Here is a 22,405-nt window from a genome sequence, read left to right on the forward strand (position 1 = left end):
GACTTCGGCTAGGCCGGGATCGCATCGGCCGCAAAAAGCGCGGGCCGAAGAGCCGAATAATCGCCGACAAATGGCGTTGCGAAAAACGCCGGCCAGACGTCGGAAGCCATCCGCCGAAAATCCCGTGCGCGCCGCGATCCGCCCGCCGCCGCCCGGTCAGGGCAAGCGCGGCGAGCAAGGCTACCTCGCCTACCTGCTGCGGCAGGCCCAGGCCGCGACGCGGCTGGCGATGGAGCGCGCGCTGGCCGACCTCGGCGTCACCTCGCCGCAATTCGTGGTGCTGACCATGCTGCGCGCCTATCCCGGCCTGTCGGGCGCTGACCTCGCGCGGGTGGCGCTGCAGACGCCGCAGACCATCGGCGTCATCATCCGCAATCTGGAGCGCGACGGCGCCATCAAAAAGGCCCCGCACCCGATCCATGGCCGGGTGCTGCAGTGGACGGTGACGCGACGGGGCGCGGCCCTGCTCGAGCAGTGCCGGCGGCGCGCCGATGCGATCGAGCGGAGGCTGGCGGCCGGGCTCACCACCAAGGCACAGGCCGTGATCCGCCGCTGGCTCGCCAAAATCGCTACGGATTTGTAACGAAATCGGCGGTTCCCGCGGCGTCATGGCTTTTGGCGCAGGCCCGCCACGCCGCTAGAATGGCTGGATGAAACAGCCTGATTCCCGGAACGCCCCCACCCGTCGCGCCCTGCTGAAGGCCGGCATCGGCGCAGGCGCCCTGCTCGCCGCGCCACTGACTGCGTTTGCCGCGGCACCTCCCGGCTTCGACGCGTGGCGCGACAATTTTCGCGCGCGCGCACTGGCAAAAGGCATTTCGGACGGGACCTGGACCCGGGTGATGGGCCGCATCGAGCCCGACATGAGCGTGTTCCGGCAGATGCAGAAGCAGCCGGAATTCCACGAGCAGATCTGGCAATACATCAACCGCCGCGCCTCGGACTGGCGCATCATCAACGGCCGCGAGGCGTTGAAGAAACACGAGGCGCTGTTCGCGCGGATCGAGCAGGATTTTGGCGTCGAGCGCGGCACGCTGCTGGCGCTGTGGGGTGTTGAATCAGCCTATGGCGATCCCCTGGTGCAGCAAAACCATATGCGTCCGATTTTTCCGGCGCTTGCAGCGCTGGCCTGGAACGAACCGCGCCGCCGCGCCTATTGGGAAACCGAGCTGATCAACGCCTTGAAGATCGTCGACCGCGGCTGGGGCACACCGGAAGAAATGCGCGGCTCCTGGGCCGGCGCCATGGGCCATACGCAATGGATGCCGGAAGTCTGGCTCAATGTCGGCATGGACTACGACAAGGACGGCCGCGTCTCGCCGTTCGGCAAGCCCGACGATGCGCTGGGCTCCAGCGCGCGCTATCTGCTCAACCGCGGCAAGTATCACCGCGGCGAGCACTGGGGCTATGAGGTCAGCAACTCCGGCGGGTCATCGAGCGGCAGCCGAACCTATGCGGCATGGTCCAGCGCCGGCGTCACGCGCGCCGACGGCAAGCCGTTCCCGCAGCCGAACGCATCGGCTCAGATGTGGGTGCCTGTCGCCGGCGGACCTGCATTCCTGCTGGGTCCGAATTTCTATTCGGTGAAGAGCTACAACCCGTCGATGAACTACGCGCTGGCGATCTGCCATCTCGGCGATCGTATTCTCGGGGCGCCACCGTTCATTCACCCCTTCCCCGGCTCCGAACGCGCGCTGACGCTTGCGGAAGTGCAGGAAGTGCAGACGCGATTGACAAAAGCCGGCTTCGACACCGGCGGCACCGACGGCCGCGTCGGCAACGACACGATGAAGGCCGTGAAGGATTACCAGACCAAGATGGGGCTGCTGCCGGCTGACGGTTATGGCGGGCTGAAGGTGCTGGCGCGGTTGAGGCAAGGGAACTAGTTCACCGTCATTGCGAGGAGCGAAGCGACGAAGCAATCCATGCCTCTGCGCGAAGAAAGATGGATTGCTTCGCTACGCTCGCAATGACGAGCGCCCTCACCTCCGCGCCACCCCGCCCGCAAACATTCCGCCATCGATGACGAGCTCCGTCCCCGTCACGTAGCGCGAGGCATCCGACGCCAGATACAACACGCCCTGCGCAATCTCCGCGGCCTGCCCGGCACGCCCCAGCGGCGTCGCCATTTGCGCGCGCTCCTCGGGATCGATCGGGGCGTTCTGCCCGGCGCCCGCCGCCTCGGTCGGGATCTTGCCCCAGATCGGCGTGTCGATGATGCCGGGATGCACCGAGTTGACGCGGATGCCGTCGCCGAAAGTGGCGCACTCCATCGCGATCGCTTTCGCGAACAGCCGCACGCCGCCCTTGGTCGCGCAATAGCCGGAAAGGCCGGCTGCACCCCGCAGGCCGGCGAGCGACGACATCATGATGACGGAGCCGCCGCCGGTCTTGCGCATCGGCGGCAGGCTGTGTTTCACCGACAGGAACACGCCGTCGAGATTGATCGCGGTCTGCCGCCGCCAGTCCGAAAGCGACATCTCGGTGATCGTCGGCACGGCAATGCCGATCCCGGCGTTCGAGACCAGCACGTCGAGCCGGCCGTAGCGCTTCACGACATCGGCCACCACCTCGATCCAGCGCTCCTCGCTGGTGACGTCGTGATGCCAAAAGCTCGCCTCCCCGCCCGCCTTCTTGATCCGCGCGACGACCTCGGGACCTTTCAAATCGTCGACATCGGTCACGGCAATTGAAGCGCCTTCGCGCGCGAGCAACTCGCAAACCGCTTCGCCGATGCCGGATGCGCCGCCCGTCACGAGCGCGACCTTGCCCTGAACCTGTCCCGTCATGTCTTCTCCCGTTTGTTGCTCTTGGTTGTTGAACTACCGGATCAAGGCCGGTCCCTGATCCGGCACCGCGACATCGACCACGCGCAACTGCACGCGCTCCGTCCCCTGAAAGCGATCGACCGCGAGCGAGCCCGCCACATGCAAGGGCTGGCCACGGTTCTGCGTCAGCGCGTGGCCGAGTTTTTGGCCGATCGAGCGGAACGCGATGCCGTTGACCATGGCGCCGTCGCCGGACTTGAAGCGCACGCGCAGATGCGCCTGGCCCACTTCGTCGGCATAGACCAGCTGATGCGCCGGCAGCGCGATCACCGGCTCCGGATTGGCCGCCCCGAACGGTCCGGCGCGGTTCAGCATGTTGGCGAATTCCACCGTCACGCTGCGCGCGCTGACGGCGCCGTCGATGAACAGCTCGTTCTCGTGGCGGGAATTGGCGACGTCCTCGGCCAGCGCGCTTTCCATGAAGGCGCGAAATTCCGCGAGCTTCTCTTTTCGCAGCGTCACGCCCGCGGCCATGGCGTGGCCGCCGCCCTTCATCAGCAATTTTTCCTTCACCGCCTGCCGCACGGCTTTTCCGAGATCGACGCCGGAGATCGAGCGACCCGAGCCGGTGCCGATGCCGCCCGGCTCCAGCGCAATGGCAAAGGCGGGACGTGCAAACTTCTCCTTCAGCCGCGAGGCGACCAGGCCGACGATGCCGGGGTGCCAGCCCTCGGCGGCGGTCACGATCACCGCGCCCTTGTCCTCGAGGCCGAGCGACGCCAGCGCTTCGGCTTCGGCTTGCGCCTCCGCCGCTTGCTCGATAATGCGGCGCTCGCTGTTGAGCCGGTCGAGTTCGGCGGCGATCCGCGCGGCCTCCGAGACGTCGCCCTCCAGCAAAAGCCGCACGCCTAAATCGGCGCGCCCGATCCGGCCGCCGGCATTGATGCGCGGCCCCAGCATGAAGCCGAGATGCCAGGCTTCGGGCGGCCCGTTCAGCCGCGCCACATCCATCAGCGCGGTATGGCCGATGTGGTCCCGGCGGCGCATCGCAATCAGCCCCTTGGCGACGAAGGCGCGGTTGAGCCCGGTCAGCGGCGCGACGTCGGCGACGGTGCCGAGCGCCACATGGTGCAGCATGCCCAAAAGGTCCGGCTCGGGCCGTTCGGCATTCCAAAAGCCGCGGCCGCGCAATTCCCGGTTCACCGCCACCAGCGTGATCAGCACGAGGCCAACGGCGGCGAGATGACCGAGGCCAGAGAGATCGTCGGGCCGGTTCGGGTTCACCAGCGCATCGACCTCCGGCAATTCGTCGCCGGTCTGGTGATGGTCGATGACGACCACCGACATGCCGAGCTTCCGTGCTTCCGCCAGCGGCTCGAGGCTGGTGGTGCCGCAATCAACGGTAACGAGCAGCGTCGCGCCCTTGGCGGCAAGCCCCCGCACTGCCTCGACGTTGGGCCCGTATCCCTCGAAGATACGGTCGGGAATGTGGATCAAGGGATCGAGCCCGCAATGGCGCAAATGCCAGGCCAGCAGCGCCGCCGAGGTCGCACCATCGACGTCGTAATCGCCGAAGATCGCGACCTTCTCGGCGCGCAAGGCCGCGTCGGCAATGCGCCCCGCCGCCGTCTCCATCGCCGTCACGGTGTGGGGATCGGGCATCAGTTTGCGGATGGTCGGATCAAGAAAGTCCTCGACCTCGTCGATCCCGACATCGCGGCCCGCCAGCACGCGCGCCAGCATCTCCGGCAACTGATATCGCTGCGTGATCGCCAGCGCCCGCGCCGCCCCCCTGGCGTCGAGCCGGTCGCGCCACAATTTGCCCATTGCTGAACGTGATACGCCGAGAAACGCTGGCGGCAGTTCAACGGGAATGGCGGATGCGGGAAGCGTCATGATGCCTTCGAGACATAGGGGCAAAGCCGCCCTGCGGCAAACGCAAAGCCAGGGCGATGGCGTGGTGCGGCTGTGCCGCGAATCGTTGTGGCCGGGCTGACACAATTTCGGCCAGGTGGGCTTTGAGCCTATGCCGACAAAAACGACTTGCACAAAGAAGATGCAACTTGTCCCCGTAATACTACCCGCGGGACGGCGAAACATAAACCAATCGTTAGCCATGATCCCCGACAAAGGAGGCAGACACGCTGTCGTTGAGTCCCGCCGATCCGCAGAAGATCGACATCCGCACAAAGACTGAGGAATTCCCGCCAATGTCCGTCGCGCTTCGCTCCCAGACCGCAACGACCGCAAAACAGCCCGCCAATGCAGCAGGCGCGGAGGATGAAGCCGACGTTTCCGCGCTGATCGCCAGATTGACCGCCGAGGTCAACCAGGTCGCCTGCGAGAAGACCAAGTCGATCCAGAAGATCACCAACCAGATGAAAATGCTGGCGCTGAACGCGCTGATCGAGAGCTCGCGCGCCGGCGCCCAGGGCGCGGGCTTTGCCGTGGTGGCGCAGGAAGTCCGCAATGTCGGCCAGCAGGTCGAGACCATCGCCCGCGAACTTGAAAGCCAGCTCACCAACCGGACCGGCAATCTGATGAACTCGATCGCGCAGATGGCCGACCGCTCGCGTGGCGAGCGCATGGTCGATCTGTCGCTGAATGCCATCGAGCTGATGGACCGCAACCTCTATGAGCGCACCTGCGACGTGCGCTGGTGGGCGACCGACTCCGCCGTCGTCGATTGCGCGGCGGCGCCGGAGGCTGCGGCCGTAGCCCATGTCTCGGAACGGCTGGCCGTGATCCTCGGCGCCTACACCGTCTACCTCGATCTCTGGCTGTGCGATCTCGACGGCACGGTGCGCGCCAACGGCCGCGCCGATCGCTTCAACGTCGTGGGCCAGAACGTGGCGTCAACCAAGTGGTTTCGCGCGGCGCGGGGCCTGCGAACCGGCGACGAATACGCCGTCGGCGACGTCGAGTGCCAGCCCCTGCTCGGCAACGCCCAGGTCGTGACCTATTGCGCCAGCGTTCGTGCCGGCGGCAAGGCCAACGGCAAGCCGACCGGCGTGTTGGCGGTCCATTTCGACTGGGAGCCGCAAGCCCGTGCAATCGTCCAGGGCGTGCGCGTCGGCGCCGCCGACAAGGCGCGCGTGCTGCTGGTCGATTCGAATTTCCGGGTGATCGCGGCGTCCGACGGCCAGGGCCTGCTCACCGAACGCCTCTCGCTTCCACTGGAGGGGCGGCGCTCCGGCTTCCATCAGGACCGCTCCGGCGCGCTGGTCGCGTTCCACGCCACGCCGGGCTACGAGACGTATAGAGGGCTCGGCTGGTTCGGCGTGATCCAGGGCGGCGCGGGATAGCAACGACGCCCATAGGATGGGTGCTAATCCGTTACGGGCGCGCATTCGGCGTTTTGGTTCTGTCTTTCGCGGGCCACTGCTCGGAGAGCGCGGGTAAGGCCATCTCCTTGCCCGTCATTCGCTCGACCGCAATGGCGTAAACCGTGATCGCGTCGATGCGCGGGAAAAAGCCTTTAGGCCGCGTGCTATCCGGCTTGCCGTATTTTTCCATCAGCACTTCGCAGAAACGTTGCTTGACCGCCCTCTCCTCGACGATCCGAATCTTGCCGAACACGATCACGCTTCGGTACGCCAGACCGGAATCGCATTCGAAGCGGCCGTAGTCGAACACCTGGTCCGGCTCGTCGAGCTCAAAGCAGATGCGCGGCTCGCGCTTGACGTTCGCCCGCAAATGCCCCCTGGCGCTGCCGGTGTGAAGGTAGATTTCCCCGTCCATCCAGATGTAGAGCAGCGGAACGCAATAGGGATAGCCATCCGCACCGACGGTCGCGAGCCGTCCGCTGAACCCGCGCTCAAGCATTTCATATGCCCGTTGCTCGGACATCGCGCGATCGGCGCGACGCAGTTGAGGCGAACTCATGCCGATCTCCGTGAAATCGATTGAAAGCGCGAACCCGGCGATCGCACCGGCTTGAATCACCCTCCACGCCGGCATAGCCTGCATAGTGGTCTGTCGAAAAGATCCACTTATTGAAAGACTACGATACCACTTTCGCACCGATATCGATCCGGATGCCGACATGAAAAGCCGACAAAGCTGGGCAGACCTTTATGCGTTCGAGGTCGTTCGCGAGAGCGACACGCCGCTATTCCGCCAGCTCTATCTGCAGCTTCGCGCGGCGATCCTGTCACGACGCTTGCGGCCGGGAACGAAGCTGCCATCCACGCGGGAGATGGCCGTGCAGCTTGGTGTGTCGCGCTCCGCCGCAGTTGCCGCCTACGAGCAGCTTCTCGCCGAAGGATACACGTCCGGCAGGCATGGGTCAGGCACCTATATTTCGCCTGACCTTCCCGAGCCGATCGAGGGAAATTCACAGCGACGCAAGAAGCCTGCTGCGGCGATCCCGTCCAACGCCACGCAGATGCAGCCCCTCGGCGATTTTGTCGATGTCACGGTGCAGAGCGATCAGCGGCCGTTCAACCTGGGACGCACGCTGATCGACGACCGAACGCTGGAGCTATGGCGCAAGCTCAGCGCACGTACCTTTCGTTCGCTGGATGCAAACCATTTTGGATATTCCGACCCGCGCGGAACGATCGAACTTCGAAAGGCCATCTGCGAATATCTGCGAGCCGCTCGGGCGGTGAAATGCGACCCCGATCAGATCGTGGTTACGGCGGGAACGCAGCAGGCGATCGACATCGTCATCCGGATCCTTCCGAACCGCAACAAGGAGGTTTGGGTTGAAGATCCCGGTTATCCACTGACGCGACAGGCTCTGTTGGCCGCTGGCGCGACAGTCCATCCGATACCCGTCGACGGGCAAGGCATCGACGTCGGCGCAGGCATCCAATCGGCGCCGAACGCCTGCGCGGTGTTCGTGACGCCCTCCCACCAATTTCCAACGGGGGTCGTGCTCTCGATGGCCCGCCGCCTTGAACTCCTGGCCTGGGCACGGAAGAGGAATGCATGGATCGTGGAGGACGACTATGCCAGCGAATTCCGGTACGGCGGCCGGCCGCTTGCCTCGCTTCAAGGCCTCGATGACGGTGAGCGCGTCATTTATATCGGCACGCTCAACAAGGCGCTCTTTCCAGGCCTGCGGATCGGTTACGCCGTCATCCCGCACGCGCTGCAGCGGTCGTTCGTTGCCGCCCGCTATTTGATGGACCGGCAGCCATCGACCTTAAGCCAGGCCGTGGTGGCCGCCTTCATGGAAGAAGGTCATTTCGCCGCGCATATTCGTCGCATGCGCGTGCTGTACAGGGAGCAGCGCGACGAGCTGGTTGCCGCTCTCAAGCGCCAACTCGGTACCGATCTCACGGTCAACGCTCCGGACCAGGGCATGCATCTCGTGGCCTTCACGCGGCGCGGCCTCTCGGACACCGCCATCGAGCGCGCTGGCCACCAACACGGTGTCGTCGTCCGGCCCATGAGCCGGCTATATCTCGCAGCGGCGCCGCGGTCCGCACTTGTGCTTGGCTTCAGTGGCCACGCACGCCAGACGATTGTTCCCGCGGTTGAACGTCTGGCTCGGGCCGTGGAAATGCAGTCGAGGTCTTCGCCACGTGCAAGGGAGCGATTGGCGACGCCGAAACGCTGACGTGGCTTGTCGGCAAGTCGATTCCGGCGGCATTGATCGTAGCGTCAGGGCAAAATAAGGCGCATACGTCCTTCCGCCCCGCCTTCGAAAGGTCTATCTTTCGACTATGACCAAACTGCTTGAACATGCGGTCGATAGCGTACGCGCCCTCCCCCCCGAGGTGCAGGACGAGCTTGCGCGCCTACTTCTACAGGTGGCCGGCGAGGAGCAACCCGTTATTCGGTTGACGTCGGAGGAACGCGCCGACCTTGCCGAAGCTGATGACGAGATCGCGCGGGGTGAGTTCGCCACAGACGAAGAGATGCGTTCGATCCTGGCAAAGCGCCCTGTGTGAGGCTGCGCGTCACACGGCGCGAGGCGACGCAGATCGCGAAGGCGCTCGACTACATCGAGGCGGATTCGCCCCAAGGGGCAAACCATGTTCGCGAGCGGATTCAAACTCTTTTCCGTTTGCTCGCGCAGCACCCTTACGCGGGGCAAGCGACCGACCTTCCAGGCGTCCGGCGCCTCACTCTCAGCCCTTATCCCTATCTGATTTTTTACCGGGTCACCGATAGCGAGGTTATCGTCCAGCGTATGCGCCACACATCGCGCCGGTCACGCTCCGCATCAGGCACGCCATGACGTACCCAGCTCTCCCACGCGTCGTGTAAAACGCTGCGCCGCGCCCAGGACGCGAGCGACCTCAGCACCCCAGCCGATCGGCGATGCCGCCAAAATCCTTGGCGACGATGTCCCAGTCGCCCTTGGCCTCGAAATCGTATTTCTGGTGCGGGCCGTATTCGGTGGGACGCGCGACGAAGGCGGTCTTCAGGCCAAGCTTCTGCGCGGCCTTCAGATCGTTGTTGTGGGCGGCGACCATCATCACCTGGTCCGGTGGCAGGCAGAGTAGTTTGGCGGCGCCGAGATAGGTTTCGGGATCGGGCTTGTAGTGCTCGAACAATTCCGCCGACATGACGAGGTCCCACGGGAGCCCTGCGAACTTTGCCATGTTGGTCAATAGCGCGACGTTGCCGTTGGAGAGCGGCGAGATGATGTATTTCTTTTTCAGCCGCGTTAGCCCCGGCACGCTGTCGGGCCAGGCATGCAGGCGATGCCAGCCCATCGTCAGGTAGTGCAGATCGGCCTCGCTCAATCCCTTGATCGCAAACTGCGCGACCAGCTTTTCCAGCGACTGCCGATGCAGCGTATCCAGGATCTGATAGCCGCGTTCCGGGTGCTTGCGCACCTCATCCATCGAGGCGGAATAGACCGCGCGCCAACCATCGACCAAAGCGGTCCAGTCGGCATTGATGCCTGACGTCTCCGACCATTTGGTGAAATCGTTGATCAGGCTGGTGCGCCAGTCGACGACGGTGCCGAACACGTCGAACACCAGCGCCTTCACCGCGGACACGTCGGACATGCGAGCCTCCCCTTGTTCTTGTTTTTCTGCCGCAGTCGTTCCGGGATGATGCGCAGCACCAGACCTCAGGGGTGCAATTGCACCCCGGGGAACGTCGAGATTCTCAGGTGCGCGATTGCGCACCATAGTTCGCTTCGCGCCCCGGAATGACGGCGGGCCTCAATCCAGATGAAACTTATCCAGCTGCCGGTGCTCCGCCTTGATGTAGCGCACCGTGCCGGTGACCGAGCGCATCACCACCGTTTCGGTCTCGATCACATCCTTGCGGAACTTGACGCCTGACAGCAGCGAGCCCGTGGTGACGCCGGTTGCCGCGAACAGGCAGTCGCCCCGCACCATGTCTTCGATGCCGTAAATCATCTTCGGATCGGTCACGCCCATCTTGTGTGCGCGCTCCCGCTTCTCGTCGCTGTCGAGGATCAGCCGGCACTGCATCTGGCCGCCGATGCAGCGCAGCGCCGCCGCGGCCAGCACGCCCTCGGGCGCGCCGCCGGTGCCGATATACATATCGACGCCGGTATTATCGGGATCGGCGCAATGGATCACGCCAGCCACGTCGCCGTCGGTGATCAGCCGCACCGCGGCACCCGTGCTGCGGACGCCGGTAATGATGTCGGCGTGGCGCGGGCGATCAAGCACCAGCACCGTGATCGCGCCGGGCTCGACGCCTTTGGCCTTCGCGAGCCGCCGGACATTGTCGGCGGGCGACGCGTCAAGCTCGACCACGCCCTTGGCGTAGCCCGGACCGACCGCGAGCTTCTGCATGTAGACGTCGGGCGCATGGAGCAGCGTGCCGCCATCGGCCATCGCCATGGTCGCGATCGCGCCCGGCATGTTCTTGGCGCAGAGCGTGGTGCCCTCGAGCGGGTCGACAGCGATATCGACCTGGGGACCCGCGTTCAGCCCGACCTTCTCGCCGATGAACAGCATCGGCGCCTCGTCGCGCTCGCCCTCGCCGATCACGATGGTGCCTTCGATCGGCAGCTTGTTGAGTTCGCGGCGCATCGCGTCGACCGCGGCCTGGTCTGCCGGCTTCTCCTGGCCGTGGCCGCGCAGCCGCGCCGCCGAAACCGCGGCGCGCTCCGTCACGCGCACGATTTCGAGCGTAAGAATGCGCTCGAGCAGCAATTGCGGCGGAACGGAAATATGGGTCGACATTGGCTTACTCCTTTAAACCTGCACGGGCCTCTCGGACCGCAAATCAAACGTTTGGCGCGCGATCCGTTCGGATCATGGTCTAGTTCTTTTCGATCCGTATCACCTGCGGCCGGCCGCTGATCACCTTGTCGCGCTGAACGGCTTCGAGCGCACGATACACCGCGTCCTCGGAAGTTGCGTAGGTAATCAGGATGACCGGAACCGGTGCGGCCTTTTTCGCTGCACCGTTCGCGTCGACACCTTCGGGGTGGCGCTGCACGATCGACTCCAGCGAAATCTTCTGTTCGGCGAGGCGGGTGGCGATGGTGGCGGCGGTGCCGGCCAGGTCGCGCGCCATCAGGCGGATGTAGTAGCCGCCCTCGTGGCGCTCCATCGGCGCCTTGCTGGTGTCGCGCAGCCGCTCCATCGGGCGCCCGAACGGCTTTGCCCGAATGCCGCGCGCCACGTCGGCGATATCGGCCACGACGGCGGACGCCGTCGCGGCACCGCCGGCGCCGGGTCCCACCAGCGTGATCGGCGGAATGCCTTCGCCGTCGATGGTGACGGCGTTGGTGACGCCCATCACCTGCGCGATCGCCGACGATTTCGGCACCATGGTGGGATGCACGCGCTGCTCGATACCCTTGGCGGTGCGCACCGCCACACCCAGCAGTTTGACGCGGTAGCCGAGTTCCTCGGCCGCGCGAAGATCTTCCGGCGCGATCGAGGAGATGCCTTCCACATACACCGCGCTCTGCGCCACCTTGGTGCCGAAGGCGAGGCTGGCCAGGATCGCAAGCTTCTGCGCGGTATCATGGCCATCGACGTCGAACGACGGGTTGGCTTCGGCATAGCCGAGCCGCTGCGCGTCCTTCAGGCATTCGGCAAACGACAGCCCCTCCTGCTCCATCCGGGTCAGGATGTAATTGCAGGTGCCGTTGAGGATGCCGTAGACGCGGTTGACGCCGGTGCCGGCAAGTCCTTCGCGAAGGGTCTTGATGACCGGAATGGCGGCGCCTACCGCCGCCTCGAAGTTCAGGGCGCCGCCATGCTTCTCGGCGGCCTTCGCCAGCCGCAATCCGTGCTTGGCGATCAGCGCCTTGTTGGCGGTCACCACCGACTTGCCGGATTTCAGCGCCGCCTCGATCGCCGACAGCGCCGGCTCACCGGAGCCACCCATCAGTTCGACGAAGCAATCGACGTTGGGGTCGTTGGCCAGCGCCAGCGGGCTTTTGGCCCACTCGATGCCGCGCAGGTCGAGCGAGCGCTTTTTGGCTTTTGAGCGCGCCGTGACGGCAACGACGCGCACGCCGCGCCCGCTGCGCTCGGACAGCGTCCGCGACTGCGCTTCGATGAGGCGGACGACTTCGGCGCCAACGGTGCCGAGCCCCGCAATACCTACTCTCAGGGGTGCGACCATGAATGAGATAACCTGCAATAAAAGGAATTAGCGCCGGTTGGCGAGAGGAACCACGTTGTGCAACGTTTCAATGCCGCTTTCAAGGAAGCGGCGCACCCCGCGGGCGGCCTGGCGGATACGTTGCTCGTTTTCCACCATGGCGATGCGGACATAGCCCTCGCCATGCTCGCCGAAGGCGACGCCGGGCGAAACCACCACGCCGGATTTCTCCACCATCAGGGTCGCGAACTGCATGCTGCCGACGCCCTCGAAGGTCTTGGGCAGCGGCGCCCAGGCGAACATCGAGGCCTGCGGCGGCGGAATCTCCCACCCCGCCCGGCCGAACGATTCGACCAGCGCATCGCGGCGCTTGCGGTAGGTGTCGCGCATTTCCTTGATGCAGTCGTCCGGCCCGTTCAGCGCGGCGGTGGCGGCGACTTGAATGGGCGTGAACGCGCCGTAGTCGAGGTAGGATTTGACCCGCGCCAGCGCCGCGATGATCCGCTCGTTGCCGACGGCAAAGCCCATGCGCCAGCCCGCCATCGAGAACGTCTTCGACATCGAGGTGAACTCGACGGTGACGTCCATGGCGCCGGGAACCTGCAGCACCGAGGGCGGCGGATTGTTGTCGTCGAAATAGACTTCGGCGTAGGCCAGATCCGACAGGATGAAGATCTCGTGCTTCTTTGCGAAGGCCACCAGATCCCGGTAGAAATCGAGGTCGGCAACATAGGCGGTCGGATTGGAGGGATAGCAGACGATCAGCGCGATCGGCTTCGGGATCGAATGGATGATCGCGCGTTCCACCGCCTCGAAAAACTGCGGCGTCGGTTCCGAGGGCACCGAGCGGATCACGCCGCCCGCCATCAGAAAGCCGAAGGCGTGAATCGGGTAGCTCGGATTGGGGCACAGCACGACGTCGCCGGGCGCGGTGATCGCCTGCGCCACATTGGCAAACCCCTCCTTCGAGCCCAGCGTCGCCACGATCTGGGTGTCCGGATTGAGTTTTACGCCGAAGCGCCGCCCGTAATAGGCAGCTTGCGCCTTGCGCAGGCCGTTGATGCCGCGTGAGGCCGAGTAGCGATCGGTCCGCGGCTTGCCGAGCGTCTCCTTCAGCTTCTCCAGCACATGGGGCGGCGTCGGCAGGTCCGGATTGCCCATGCCCATGTCGATGATGTCGGCCCCGGCATTGCGCGCGGCCGCCTTGGCCTGGTTGACCTTCTCGAACACGTAAGGCGGCAGACGGCGAATGCGATAAAAATCTTCCATGGGACCCTTGCTCCGACAACCGGCAGGACAGAATCGGGGGAACCTTCGCGGCTATCGAAACCGGATTGGGTTTCGATCAGAAGTCGCGCTCAATCAAGGATTTAGAGCGAATTCAGGCGCGAGGTCCTTGAGACCTGGACCCGCAATGCGGTTGAATTGGGTTCTTTTACCACGGGAGCCCGGCAGCGCCAGTTTTTATGGCGTTTTCAAGCAACCCCGCCCCGGACCTAGCGGGGGGCGGCTGGCTCGCCGGGACAGCGCGTCGAAACGACTTTACTTCTTGGCCGGGGGCTTTGCCGGCGTAGAAGCCGTCGCCTGACGGTCGCGGGCGGCCGTCAATTCTGACTGGATTTTAGCCAGTTCGGCCGGCTTCATCGCCTCTTCGTTGCGATCCGGCGGAAGGTCATGCACCGGTAGATAGCCACCGGCTTCCTTCGGACGCTCGGGCGCGCCAGCCGGCAGGCCAACGCCCGGCATATCCGCGATCTGTGTCGAGCAGCCGCCGAGCGCCAATGCCGTCGCGAACAGCGCGGCAATCGACCACAACCTTATCGTTCGTTCTGCCGGCATCCGTCCGGAAATCCCCAACTACCTGCGCGCCCCGCATCGCGATGGTATCTATGCGCTGGTACGAGCCTTGCAACGCGCTGAATCGTCCCGCGGCGTTGATTTCACCAGAACCGTTCAAACCATTGTCGCTCGAAACGATTAAAGCCCAAAGAACTATTCCAACCGGTGCGGCTTTCAATGGGCCTGAACACGCAAATTTTATCGCAGTGCAACAGGGTTAACCCCAACCCGCTTGCCAGCAATCCACGCGGTGACGAACGCGAAATGAAGCTATAGTGTCCTTGATATGAATGACGTCAACACCGAAACGCAGTTTGCGAAAACCTTCAACGCCGAAGCCTTCGCCATGAACATCGCCAAGGCGATGGAGACCAGCGGCCAGGCGCTCGCGGCCTATCTCAAGCCCCGCGAGGGCGGGGAACCGAAGGACAAGCCGCCCAGCGAAATCGGTGAGGTCATCAAGACGTTCTCTGTGGTCGCGGAATACTGGCTCTCCGACAACCAGCGCGCCGCAGATCTGCAGACCAAGATGGGCAAGGCCTATCTCGATCTTTGGGGCCAGGCCGCGCGCCGAATGGCGGGCGAAGCGGCCAAGCCCGCGATCGAGCCATCACCGCGCGACAAGCGCTTCAAGGATCCGGAGTGGAAATCGAATCAGTTTTTCGATTTCGTGCTGCAGCTCTATCTGCTCACCACGCAGTGGGCACAGGAACTTGTGAAGAACGCCGAAGGCCTCGATCCGCACACGCGCAAGAAGGCCGAGTTCTACGTTCAGCAGATCACCAACGCGATCGCGCCGTCGAATTTCGTTCTCACCAATCCGGAAGTGCTGCGCGAGACGCTGGCCTCGAACGGTGACAATCTCGTTCGCGGCATGAAGATGCTAACCGAAGACATCGAAGCCGGCCGCGGCAACCTGCGCATCCGCCAATCCGACCCGTCGAACCTCGTCGTCGGCATCAACATGGCGACGACGCCCGGCAAGGTGATCTTCCAGAACGAGCTGATGCAGCTCATCCAGTACACGCCGACCACGGAGACGGTGCTGCGCACGCCGCTGTTGATCGTGCCGCCCTGGATCAACAAGTTCTACATTCTCGATCTCAAGCCGGAAAAATCCTACATCAAATGGTGCGTCGACCAGGGCATCACCGTGTTCGTGATCTCCTGGGTCAATCCCGACAAGGAACTCGGCAAGAAGACCTTTGACGACTACATGAAGGAAGGCCCGCTCACCGCGATGGACGTCATCGAAAAGGTGACGGGCGAGATGAAGGTCCACACGGCCGGCTACTGCGTTGGCGGCACCCTGCTCGCCTCGACGCTGGCCTGGCTCGCCGAGAAGCGGCGCCAGCGTGTGACGTCGGCGACGTTCTTCGCGGCGCAGGTCGACTTTACCCATGCCGGCGATCTCTTGGTGTTTGTCGATGAAGACCAGATCTCGGCGCTCGAACGCGACATGCATGCCGCCGGCGTTCTTGAAGGCAGCAAGATGGCGATGGCCTTCAACATGCTGCGCTCCAACGACCTGATCTGGTCGTATGTCGTCAGCAACTATCTGAAGGGACAGGCGCCCTCCGCCTTCGACCTGCTGCACTGGAATTCCGACGCCACGCGGATGCCGGCGGCCAACCATTCCTTTTACTTGCGCAACTGCTATCTGGAGAACCGCCTCTCCACCGGCAGCATGGTGCTCGACAACACGCTGCTCGACCTGTCGAAGGTCAAGGTGCCCGTCTACAATCTGGCGACCAAGGAGGATCACATCGCGCCGGCGGACTCGGTGCTCTACGGCTCGCAGTTCTTCGGCGGTCCGGTGAAGTATGTGCTGTCCGGCTCCGGCCACATCGCCGGCGTGGTCAACCCGCCGGCCGGCGGCAAGTACCAGTACTGGACCAACGACAACATCAGGGACGTCACCCTCGCCGACTGGCTTAAGAATGCCACCGAGCACAAGGGTTCGTGGTGGCCCGACTGGCGGCAATGGCTGGAGAGCCTCGACGCCGAGCAGGTGCCCGCGCGCGCCGTCGGCTCCGAGGAGATGCCGCCGATCGAGGACGCGCCGGGCAGCTACGTCAAGGTCCGCGCATAGCGCCGACTCGCGTTGTCCGGTATAATCAGCCATCCCGTGCCGGGATTCGAATTCGTTTGAGGGGGAAACCAATGACTCGTGAATTGTTCTGGCTGACTCTGACCGTGATTTTGACCGGGCTGCTGTGGGTTCCCTACATCATCAATCGCTGTCAGGTGCGCGGCCTCACCGGCGCCATGGGCAACCCCTCGCGCAACGACAAGCCGCACGCAGACTGGGCCAACCGGCTGATGTTCGCGCACGACAACGCGATCGAGAACCTGATCATCTTCGCGCCGCTGGTCCTGATCCTCAACGACCTCGACTATTCCACCCAATGGACTGTCTATGCCTGCGCCGTGTATTTCTGGGCCCGCGTCGCGCATCTGATCGTCTACACGCTCGGCCTGCCGGTGTTCCGCACGCTGGCCTTCACCGTCGGTTTCCTGGCGCAGGCCGTGCTGGCGCTGGCGATCTTCAAGGTGATGTGAGGCGACTAGCCCTCCGGCATCCATCTCCGCATCGACATCCGGGGCGCCGAAGGGCGCGCCCGGGATCCTGACGATGTTTTGCCCGATCAGCGATTTTCTTTCGGTGTACAAATGCGTCTGTTGATCCTTGGCGGCACGCAGTTTCTCGGGCGCGCAATTGCCGCCCATGCCTGCGCTCTGGGCCATGACGTAACGTGCGCCGCACGGGGCATCGCCGGAAAAGTTCCGGACCGCGCACGCTTCATCCCCGTGGACCGCGACACGTTGTTGTGGGCGCGCACCGCAGGCGGACCGGTCACCGGTCTCACAGCCGATGAAGAGGGTGCCGTTCTCAGAGCTTGGCACGCGAACCGATCTCATCGTTGCTGATAGTTTGGCAACACAGCACCGCCAAGCGGGACCAACCGTCGGGGCGCGCGCCGCCCATTTGATCGTCGACACGCTCGGCTTCCTCGCACAAGCCGTGCTGGCGCTGGCGATCTTCCAGGTGGTTTGAGACTCTCAGTAAACACAAAATCCAAAGCAAAACCCCGGGGCTCGGCCCCGGGGTTTTTTCATTCGCGCCTCTGAAACAGCGCTCAGTACTTCGCAACAACCGGCGAATTGAAGTGGTAGCTGATGCCGGTGCGGAAGACGTGCTCGGTAACCGATCGGGTGGCGGTCGCAGGAACGGCGCCGAAAATGAAGGTATCCGAGGTCGAGCCGAGGTCGACGTAGAGATATTCGGCCTTGGTCGTCCAGTTCGGGCCCAGCAATCCCAGCAGCGTGAACGGCGTTTCGATGCCCGCGCCCGCCGTCCAGCCGGCATTGGTGTGCGAGAAGGATTGCGTGACCGGGCCGAGCAACGTGCTCGTGTTGATCTTCGTCTTGATGCTGCCGTAAGCGAGACCGCCGGTCGCGTAGAACAGGGTCGACCCGACCGAATAACCCAGCCGTCCGCGCACCGTGCCGAACCACGGCAGCGTGGCGTCGTACGCCGCATAAACCGTACCCGGCATACAGAAGACCATGCAGGTCTTGTTGTCTTTCTGGGTACTGCCCTGAATGTCGGCCTCCAGACCGAACACCCAATTTGCGGCCTGCCAGTTGTAACCCGCCTGCACGCCGCCATTGATCCCGTCGGGCGCGAGGTTGAAGGTCTCAAGGAGCGGCAGCGTCGGAATGCTGATCGAGCTGCGATCCCGCCCGGTGCCGGAACCGAAGTTGCCGCCGAGATAGAAACCGGCCCAGTTGGCCGTGGCGACCGGCGCAGAAGGCTTGCCGCCGATCCGATAGTTCAGACCGACCCGAAAGAGGTTCTCGCGAATCTCGCTATTGATCGGGGCCGTCGCAAAGAGCGTGGAAGCGTCGGTCTTGTTGCCGAGATTGAGGTAGAGGTACTCGATCTTTCCGGTCCAGTTGCCGCCAAGCGCGGCCTCGACGCCGCTGCCGACGACCCATCCACCCTGCGTGCGGTCGGTAGCGAAGGTTGACGTCTGCCCGCCTCCCGACTGGGTCGCGTTGGTCTTGACGTTTCCGAAGGCGAAGCCGGCGGTCACATAGCTCAGCACCGGACCGTTCGCGATGCCGATGCGTCCGCGGGCGGTTCCGAACCAGTCGAGCTTCTGGCTATAGGTTGTCGTAAGGGGGCCTACGACAAAACGGGTGCGGTCGTCGCTCAGGTTGGCGCCCTGAATATCCGCCTCGACGCCGAAAACGATCGGCCCGAGTACGGAACCGGTCTGCCAGTTGTAGCCGACCTGGCCACCGCCGAAGCCACCCTGCGGCGAGCCATAGAACGAATAAACCCCTCCCAAGCCAAGCCAGTCGTGCTGAAAGCGATCACGGCCAATTCCGACGCCGGCGTTGACGCCGAGGTAAAAGCCGGTCCAGTCGTAGACGGCAGCGAGTGCTGGAGCTTTGGTGTAAGGCCGGGCGGCGAGGTCTGCGGCGATCGAGGGGGCGGATCCCAGGCCAACGAGAGCGGTGGCCAGCAAGTACTTCTTCAACTTCATTTACGGCATTCCCAGTCCGGCATTCCCAGCACATTCCGACAAACGTGCTGCCGGTGCTCCCCTGTCCTTAACGGATTCGTATCTTAAAGCTGTAGCCAGGGAGCCACATCCTCCGGGCATTTCTCACGCGACGAACTGCGGCAATATCCGGGCAATATCGCGGACTTGGAAGCCGTTCTTCAGCCGCCCTTTTTGGCAACCACGAACAGCATCGACGCCATCTTGTCGTCGAACCCTTTGACTTCGCCGCTCTCGATCGACAGCGAATCCCATTTGCCCGCGTCGGCATAGGTCGCGCGCAGCCAATCCGGCGACGGATAATTGTAATAGCGATTGAGTGTATCGCGGCCGTCGGCGTCGCCCGCCTTGTAGCTGGCGTAGAAGACGCCTTTGGCCTTCAGCGCGCGCCGGATCCGCGCGAGAATATCCGCAAGCTCCGGCCTCGGCACATGCAACAGGCAGGCGTTGGCCCAGACAGCATCATAGGCCTCGACCGCGTCGAGGTTATGAAACAACAGCGTCTCGACGGCGTGGCCGAGATGCTTTGACGCGACGGCAGCCATTTCCGGCGACCCGTCGGTCGCGCGAACTTGGTACCCGCGCGCCAGCATTTCCGCGGTGTCGGCACCGGCGCCGCAGCCGAGTTCGAGAATGGTCGCGCCCGGCGGAAGTTGCGCCAGGAACGCCGTCAGCCGCGCCCGACGCGAGGTGATCTCGCGCCCGGCATAGGCCTCGGCATTGCCGCGATAGAATTGCAGCGTCTCCTCGTCCACCGCGGCACCTCGCGTTACGGAAACAGCGCGATCTGCTCCAGCCCCGCCGTTTCGGGCAGACCGAACATCAGGTTCATGTTCTGGATCGCCTGACCAGCCGAACCCTTTACCAGATTGTCGAGCGTGGAAATCACGATCGCCCGGTTCTTGATGCGATCGGCGACAACGCCAATCTGAACATAGTTCGAGCCGCGCACATTCTGGGTCTGCGGCAGCACGCCCTTCTTTGCGACATGCACGAAGGGTTCGTTGGCGTAGGCCCTCTCCAGCGCCGCCCGCAAATCGTCCGGCGTCGCACCGTTGAGCTTGACGTAGGACGTGCAGAGTTCGCCGCGCGCCATCGGGATCAGATGCGGCGTGAAGTTGATCGTTACCGCGGAGCTGGCGGCGACGCCGATCTCCTGCTCGATTTCAGGCGCGTGCCGGTGGGTGCCGACCGAATAGGGCGACAGCCCCTCGCCCGCCTCGCTGAACAGCGTGTTCTGCTTCAGCCCGCGGCCGGCGCCGGTGACGCCTGATTTCGCGTCGATGACGATGTCGTCGACGTCGATCAGTTTTGCTTTTGCCAGCGGCACCAGCGCGAGCAGCACCGCGGTCGGATAGCAGCCGGGACAGGCGACCAGCCGAGCGCTCGTGATCTTCTCGCGGTAGAACTCGGTCAGGCCGTAGACCGCCTCGCCCTGCAGCTCCAGCGCCCGGTGCTCATGGCCGTACCACTGCGCATAGGTGTCCTTGTCACGCAACCGGAAGTCGGCGGACATGTCGAGGATCTTGATCCTGGGGTTGGCTTTGAGAACCGCCGCGATGATTTCCTGCGTGGTGCCGTGCGGCAGCCCGCAGAACACCGCGTCGAGACTGCTCCAGTCGACTTTTTCCCATTCAACGAGTTTTGGCAGGTCGAGCATGAAGAAGTGCGGAAACACATCGCTCATGGCCTTGCCGGCATGGGTGTTGGCGGTGAGCGCGGTGATCTCGGCATTCGGATGCCGCGCCAGCAGGCGCACCGCGTCGGCTCCGGTGTAGCCGGACGCGCCGAGAATGCCGATCTTCTTCGTGCCCATCGCACGCTCCTTTCAGGCGAAACCGTTCGCTTGTCTTGTACCGCAACGGCGGCGAAAGCCAGCGGCCGTGCCGCGCGCATCACGTCTGCGAACGCACGCGTCCTCGTCCACCGTGCTCTCTTCGCGAGAACGCGGGATCAGCTACTACTTGTCGGCAAGCCCCAACATCAGCTGCATGTTCTGCACGGCCGCGCCGGACGCACCCTTGCCCAGATTGTCGAGCCGCGCGACCAGCACCGCCTGGCGATGTTTCTCGCTGGCAAAGACATAGAGTTCGAGCTTGTTGGTCTCGTTGAGCGCCTCGGGCTCGATCCGCCCGCCCTCGGTCGCCGCGTTCTCGAGCGGCATCACCGAGACGTACTTGCTTCCTGCGTAGCGCGTCGCCAGCGCCGCGTGCAGGTCGGCGCCGCCGGGTTTGCCCGTCAGCGTGTCGAGGTGCAGCGGCACCGAGACCAGCATGCCCTGCCGGTAATTGCCGACCGACGGCACGAAGATCGGCCGCCGCGTCAGCTGTGAGTAAAGCTGCGTCTCCGGCAGATGCTTGTGCTCGAAGCCGAGGCTATACAATTCAAAGGACGGCGCGCTGCCATCCTCAAAACTCGCGATCATCGACTTGCCGCCGCCCGAATAACCGCTCACCGCGTTGATGGTGACCGGATAGTCCGCCGGCAACAGACCCGCATCGACCAGCGGCCGCAGCAGCGCAATCCCGCCGGTTGGGTAGCAGCCGGGATTGGAGACCTTTCGCGCAGTCCGGATCTTGTCGGCCTGGTCAGGCGTGAGTTCCGGAAAGCCGTAGGCCCAGTCGGGAGCGACCCGGAACGCGGTCGATGCATCCAGCACCTTGGGCGCCGAAGCGCCCATGCTGTCGATCAACGCAACGGTTTCCTTCGCGGCATCGTCAGGCAGACAGAGGATGACGAGATCCACCTCGCTCAGGAGCGCCCGCTTGGCGGCAGGATCCTTGCGCTTCTCCTCGGCGATGTTTTTCACCACGACATCGTTCTGCAGGCGCAGGCGCTCCTGAATGCCGAGCCCTGTGGTCCCGGACGCGCCGTCCACGAACACGGCGGGCTTGGTCGCGCCGCCGACGGTTTTGGGCTGGTGGCTGTCGGTGAGGGTCATGGCACGGTCCTTTCGGGCTGGTTCGTTTCGTCGGCAAAGGCCTCCTGGTCTGCAAAGGCCTTGGGCCGCGCGGCTTTCATCAAATACGCGATCTGCTGCGCGCCGGCGTCGGCCTGCGAGCCAAGCGATCCCGCAATCGCTGCATAGTCGGTCTCGGACTTGTGCTGGTTCAGCTTGAAGCTGCCCTCAACCTCTTCAACCGTCATCTCAAGGCCCACAATCGCTTTCTTCAACACTTCCAGCCGCCCGGCCGTCATCTTCGACGACAGCCACGGCTTTTTCGGCAACAGCCGCTCCTCGAACTTGGCGCTGAGCGCCTCGATCTGCGCGGCAAGTTCGTCCTCGGACATCGTCCGCACCGGGCCGGTCAGATGCACCGCCTGGTAGAGCCAGGTCGGTACCTGGTCCGGCGAGACGTACCAGTCAGGCGACACATAGGCATCCGCGCCGTTGACGGCCAGCAGCCAGGACGTGGTCCCGTCCGCGAGCTTTACCAGAGGATTGTGACGCGCGACGTGGAAGGCGGCGCGCGGCGTGCCGTCATTGGCCGAGGTCAGATAAAACGGCAGCGACGAGGCGACCGGCTTGTTGCCGTCCCACGCGCAGAAAAGCCCAAAGCCGCGCGCTTCCGCGAACGCCAGGCTCGCGGTGCGGTCGGACTTGAACGGTGGAGGCGTATACATCTCAAACTCCTGCTTGACGTAGGAGCCGCCAGTTCAGTCCGCGTTTTTGGAAAAAGGAAGAAGCCGCGGGACCGGATCCGGCGGCAGGGG

Annotated in this window: 22 protein-coding genes; 9 read left to right on the top strand and 13 right to left on the bottom strand. The window is 64.1% G+C overall.

What is annotated here, in order from left to right; genetic code table 11:
• Positions 1-70 precede the first annotated feature (70 nt).
• Both ACVWVY_RS29770 and ACVWVY_RS29775 read left to right on the top strand, forming a co-directional pair.
• On the top strand, positions 71-583 hold the full coding sequence (locus ACVWVY_RS29770) for a MarR family winged helix-turn-helix transcriptional regulator (protein WP_456629715.1): 513 nt from the start codon (positions 71-73) through the stop codon (positions 581-583).
• 67 nt (positions 584-650) lie between these two features.
• Positions 651-1,886 (top strand): lytic murein transglycosylase, encoded by a 1,236-nt coding sequence (locus tag ACVWVY_RS29775; RefSeq protein WP_456629716.1) that lies wholly within the window; start codon positions 651-653, stop codon positions 1,884-1,886.
• Between the two features lie 96 nt (positions 1,887-1,982).
• Here the strand turns inward: ACVWVY_RS29775 and ACVWVY_RS29780 are convergent, their stop codons facing one another.
• On the bottom strand, positions 1,983-2,789 hold the full coding sequence (locus ACVWVY_RS29780; protein ID WP_456629717.1) for a glucose 1-dehydrogenase: 807 nt from the start codon (positions 2,787-2,789) through the stop codon (positions 1,983-1,985).
• Between the two features lie 33 nt (positions 2,790-2,822).
• Complete coding sequence (gene recJ, locus ACVWVY_RS29785; RefSeq protein ID WP_456629718.1) at positions 2,823-4,664, bottom strand: single-stranded-DNA-specific exonuclease RecJ; 1,842 nt, start codon at positions 4,662-4,664, stop codon at positions 2,823-2,825.
• A 314-nt stretch (positions 4,665-4,978) separates the two neighbouring features.
• Here recJ and ACVWVY_RS29790 point away from each other — a divergent pair, with 314 nt between their 5' ends.
• Positions 4,979-6,073, top strand: a complete 1,095-nt coding sequence (locus tag ACVWVY_RS29790) for a methyl-accepting chemotaxis protein (protein ID WP_456629719.1) — start codon at positions 4,979-4,981, stop codon at positions 6,071-6,073.
• A gap of 31 nt (positions 6,074-6,104) precedes the next feature.
• Here ACVWVY_RS29790 and ACVWVY_RS29795 read toward each other — a convergent pair whose 3' ends face one another.
• Positions 6,105-6,653 carry a pyridoxamine 5'-phosphate oxidase family protein gene (locus tag ACVWVY_RS29795; RefSeq protein ID WP_456629720.1) on the bottom strand — a complete coding sequence of 183 codons (549 nt, stop codon included), beginning with the start codon at positions 6,651-6,653 and terminating at the stop codon, positions 6,105-6,107.
• Positions 6,654-6,813: 160 nt separating this feature from the next.
• On the opposite strand from ACVWVY_RS29795, the gene pdxR reads away from it, so the two are divergent.
• The 3 genes from pdxR (at position 6,814) to ACVWVY_RS29810 (ending at position 8,961) form a co-directional block, all read left to right on the top strand.
• On the top strand, positions 6,814-8,337 hold the full coding sequence (pdxR, locus tag ACVWVY_RS29800; RefSeq protein WP_456629721.1) for a MocR-like pyridoxine biosynthesis transcription factor PdxR: 1,524 nt from the start codon (positions 6,814-6,816) through the stop codon (positions 8,335-8,337).
• 106 nt (positions 8,338-8,443) lie between these two features.
• Positions 8,444-8,671: a hypothetical protein gene (locus ACVWVY_RS29805; RefSeq protein WP_456629722.1), complete on the top strand. Its 228-nt coding sequence runs from the start codon at positions 8,444-8,446 to the stop codon at positions 8,669-8,671.
• Positions 8,668-8,961, top strand: coding sequence for a type II toxin-antitoxin system RelE/ParE family toxin (locus ACVWVY_RS29810; RefSeq protein ID WP_456629723.1), 294 nt, complete (start codon positions 8,668-8,670; stop codon positions 8,959-8,961). The genes ACVWVY_RS29805 and ACVWVY_RS29810 overlap by 4 nt, the downstream gene beginning before the upstream one ends.
• Before the next feature lie 61 nt (positions 8,962-9,022).
• Here the strand turns inward: ACVWVY_RS29810 and ACVWVY_RS29815 are convergent, their stop codons facing one another.
• The 5 genes from ACVWVY_RS29815 to ACVWVY_RS29835 form a co-directional block, all read right to left on the bottom strand.
• Positions 9,023-9,742 (bottom strand): haloacid dehalogenase type II, encoded by a 720-nt coding sequence (locus tag ACVWVY_RS29815; RefSeq protein ID WP_456629724.1) that lies wholly within the window; start codon positions 9,740-9,742, stop codon positions 9,023-9,025.
• Between the two features lie 159 nt (positions 9,743-9,901).
• Positions 9,902-10,900, bottom strand: coding sequence for a class II fructose-bisphosphatase (gene glpX, locus ACVWVY_RS29820; RefSeq protein ID WP_456629725.1), 999 nt, complete (start codon positions 10,898-10,900; stop codon positions 9,902-9,904).
• Between the two features lie 79 nt (positions 10,901-10,979).
• Entirely contained in the window at positions 10,980-12,299 is a 1,320-nt protein-coding gene (locus tag ACVWVY_RS29825; RefSeq protein WP_456629726.1) for a homoserine dehydrogenase, read from the bottom strand.
• A 27-nt stretch (positions 12,300-12,326) separates the two neighbouring features.
• Positions 12,327-13,547 carry an LL-diaminopimelate aminotransferase gene (locus ACVWVY_RS29830; RefSeq protein WP_334387674.1) on the bottom strand — a complete coding sequence of 407 codons (1,221 nt, stop codon included), beginning with the start codon at positions 13,545-13,547 and terminating at the stop codon, positions 12,327-12,329.
• Between the two features lie 273 nt (positions 13,548-13,820).
• Positions 13,821-14,117, bottom strand: coding sequence for a hypothetical protein (locus ACVWVY_RS29835; RefSeq protein ID WP_456629727.1), 297 nt, complete (start codon positions 14,115-14,117; stop codon positions 13,821-13,823).
• 286 nt (positions 14,118-14,403) lie between these two features.
• On the opposite strand from ACVWVY_RS29835, the gene ACVWVY_RS29840 reads away from it, so the two are divergent.
• The 3 genes from ACVWVY_RS29840 (at position 14,404) to ACVWVY_RS29850 (ending at position 17,175) form a co-directional block, all read left to right on the top strand.
• Entirely contained in the window at positions 14,404-16,209 is a 1,806-nt protein-coding gene (locus ACVWVY_RS29840; RefSeq protein WP_456629728.1) for a PHA/PHB synthase family protein, read from the top strand.
• Between the two features lie 71 nt (positions 16,210-16,280).
• Positions 16,281-16,679 carry an MAPEG family protein gene (locus ACVWVY_RS29845; RefSeq protein ID WP_456629729.1) on the top strand — a complete coding sequence of 133 codons (399 nt, stop codon included), beginning with the start codon at positions 16,281-16,283 and terminating at the stop codon, positions 16,677-16,679.
• 322 nt (positions 16,680-17,001) lie between these two features.
• Positions 17,002-17,175, top strand: a complete 174-nt coding sequence (locus ACVWVY_RS29850) for a hypothetical protein (RefSeq protein ID WP_456629730.1) — start codon at positions 17,002-17,004, stop codon at positions 17,173-17,175.
• Between the two features lie 82 nt (positions 17,176-17,257).
• On the opposite strand, the gene ACVWVY_RS29855 is transcribed toward ACVWVY_RS29850, so the two are convergent.
• The 5 genes from ACVWVY_RS29855 to ACVWVY_RS29875 all read right to left on the bottom strand — a co-directional run bounded on the left by ACVWVY_RS29855 (position 17,258) and on the right by ACVWVY_RS29875 (position 22,315).
• Complete coding sequence (locus tag ACVWVY_RS29855) at positions 17,258-18,667, bottom strand: outer membrane protein (RefSeq protein ID WP_456632339.1); 1,410 nt, start codon at positions 18,665-18,667, stop codon at positions 17,258-17,260.
• A 185-nt stretch (positions 18,668-18,852) separates the two neighbouring features.
• Positions 18,853-19,446, bottom strand: coding sequence for a class I SAM-dependent methyltransferase (locus tag ACVWVY_RS29860; RefSeq protein ID WP_456629731.1), 594 nt, complete (start codon positions 19,444-19,446; stop codon positions 18,853-18,855).
• A 14-nt stretch (positions 19,447-19,460) separates the two neighbouring features.
• A complete protein-coding gene (gene argC / locus ACVWVY_RS29865) occupies positions 19,461-20,507 on the bottom strand; it encodes an N-acetyl-gamma-glutamyl-phosphate reductase (RefSeq protein ID WP_456629732.1) in 1,047 nt (348 codons plus the stop codon).
• A 144-nt stretch (positions 20,508-20,651) separates the two neighbouring features.
• Positions 20,652-21,632: an N-acetyl-gamma-glutamyl-phosphate reductase gene (gene argC, locus ACVWVY_RS29870; RefSeq protein WP_456629733.1), complete on the bottom strand. Its 981-nt coding sequence runs from the start codon at positions 21,630-21,632 to the stop codon at positions 20,652-20,654.
• A complete protein-coding gene (locus ACVWVY_RS29875) occupies positions 21,629-22,315 on the bottom strand; it encodes an FMN-binding negative transcriptional regulator (protein WP_456629734.1) in 687 nt (228 codons plus the stop codon). Before ACVWVY_RS29875 ends, argC (ACVWVY_RS29870) begins: the two co-directional genes overlap by 4 nt.
• Positions 22,316-22,405 lie beyond the last annotated feature (90 nt).

It is taken from the genome of Bradyrhizobium sp. URHC0002 (assembly GCF_054059515.1).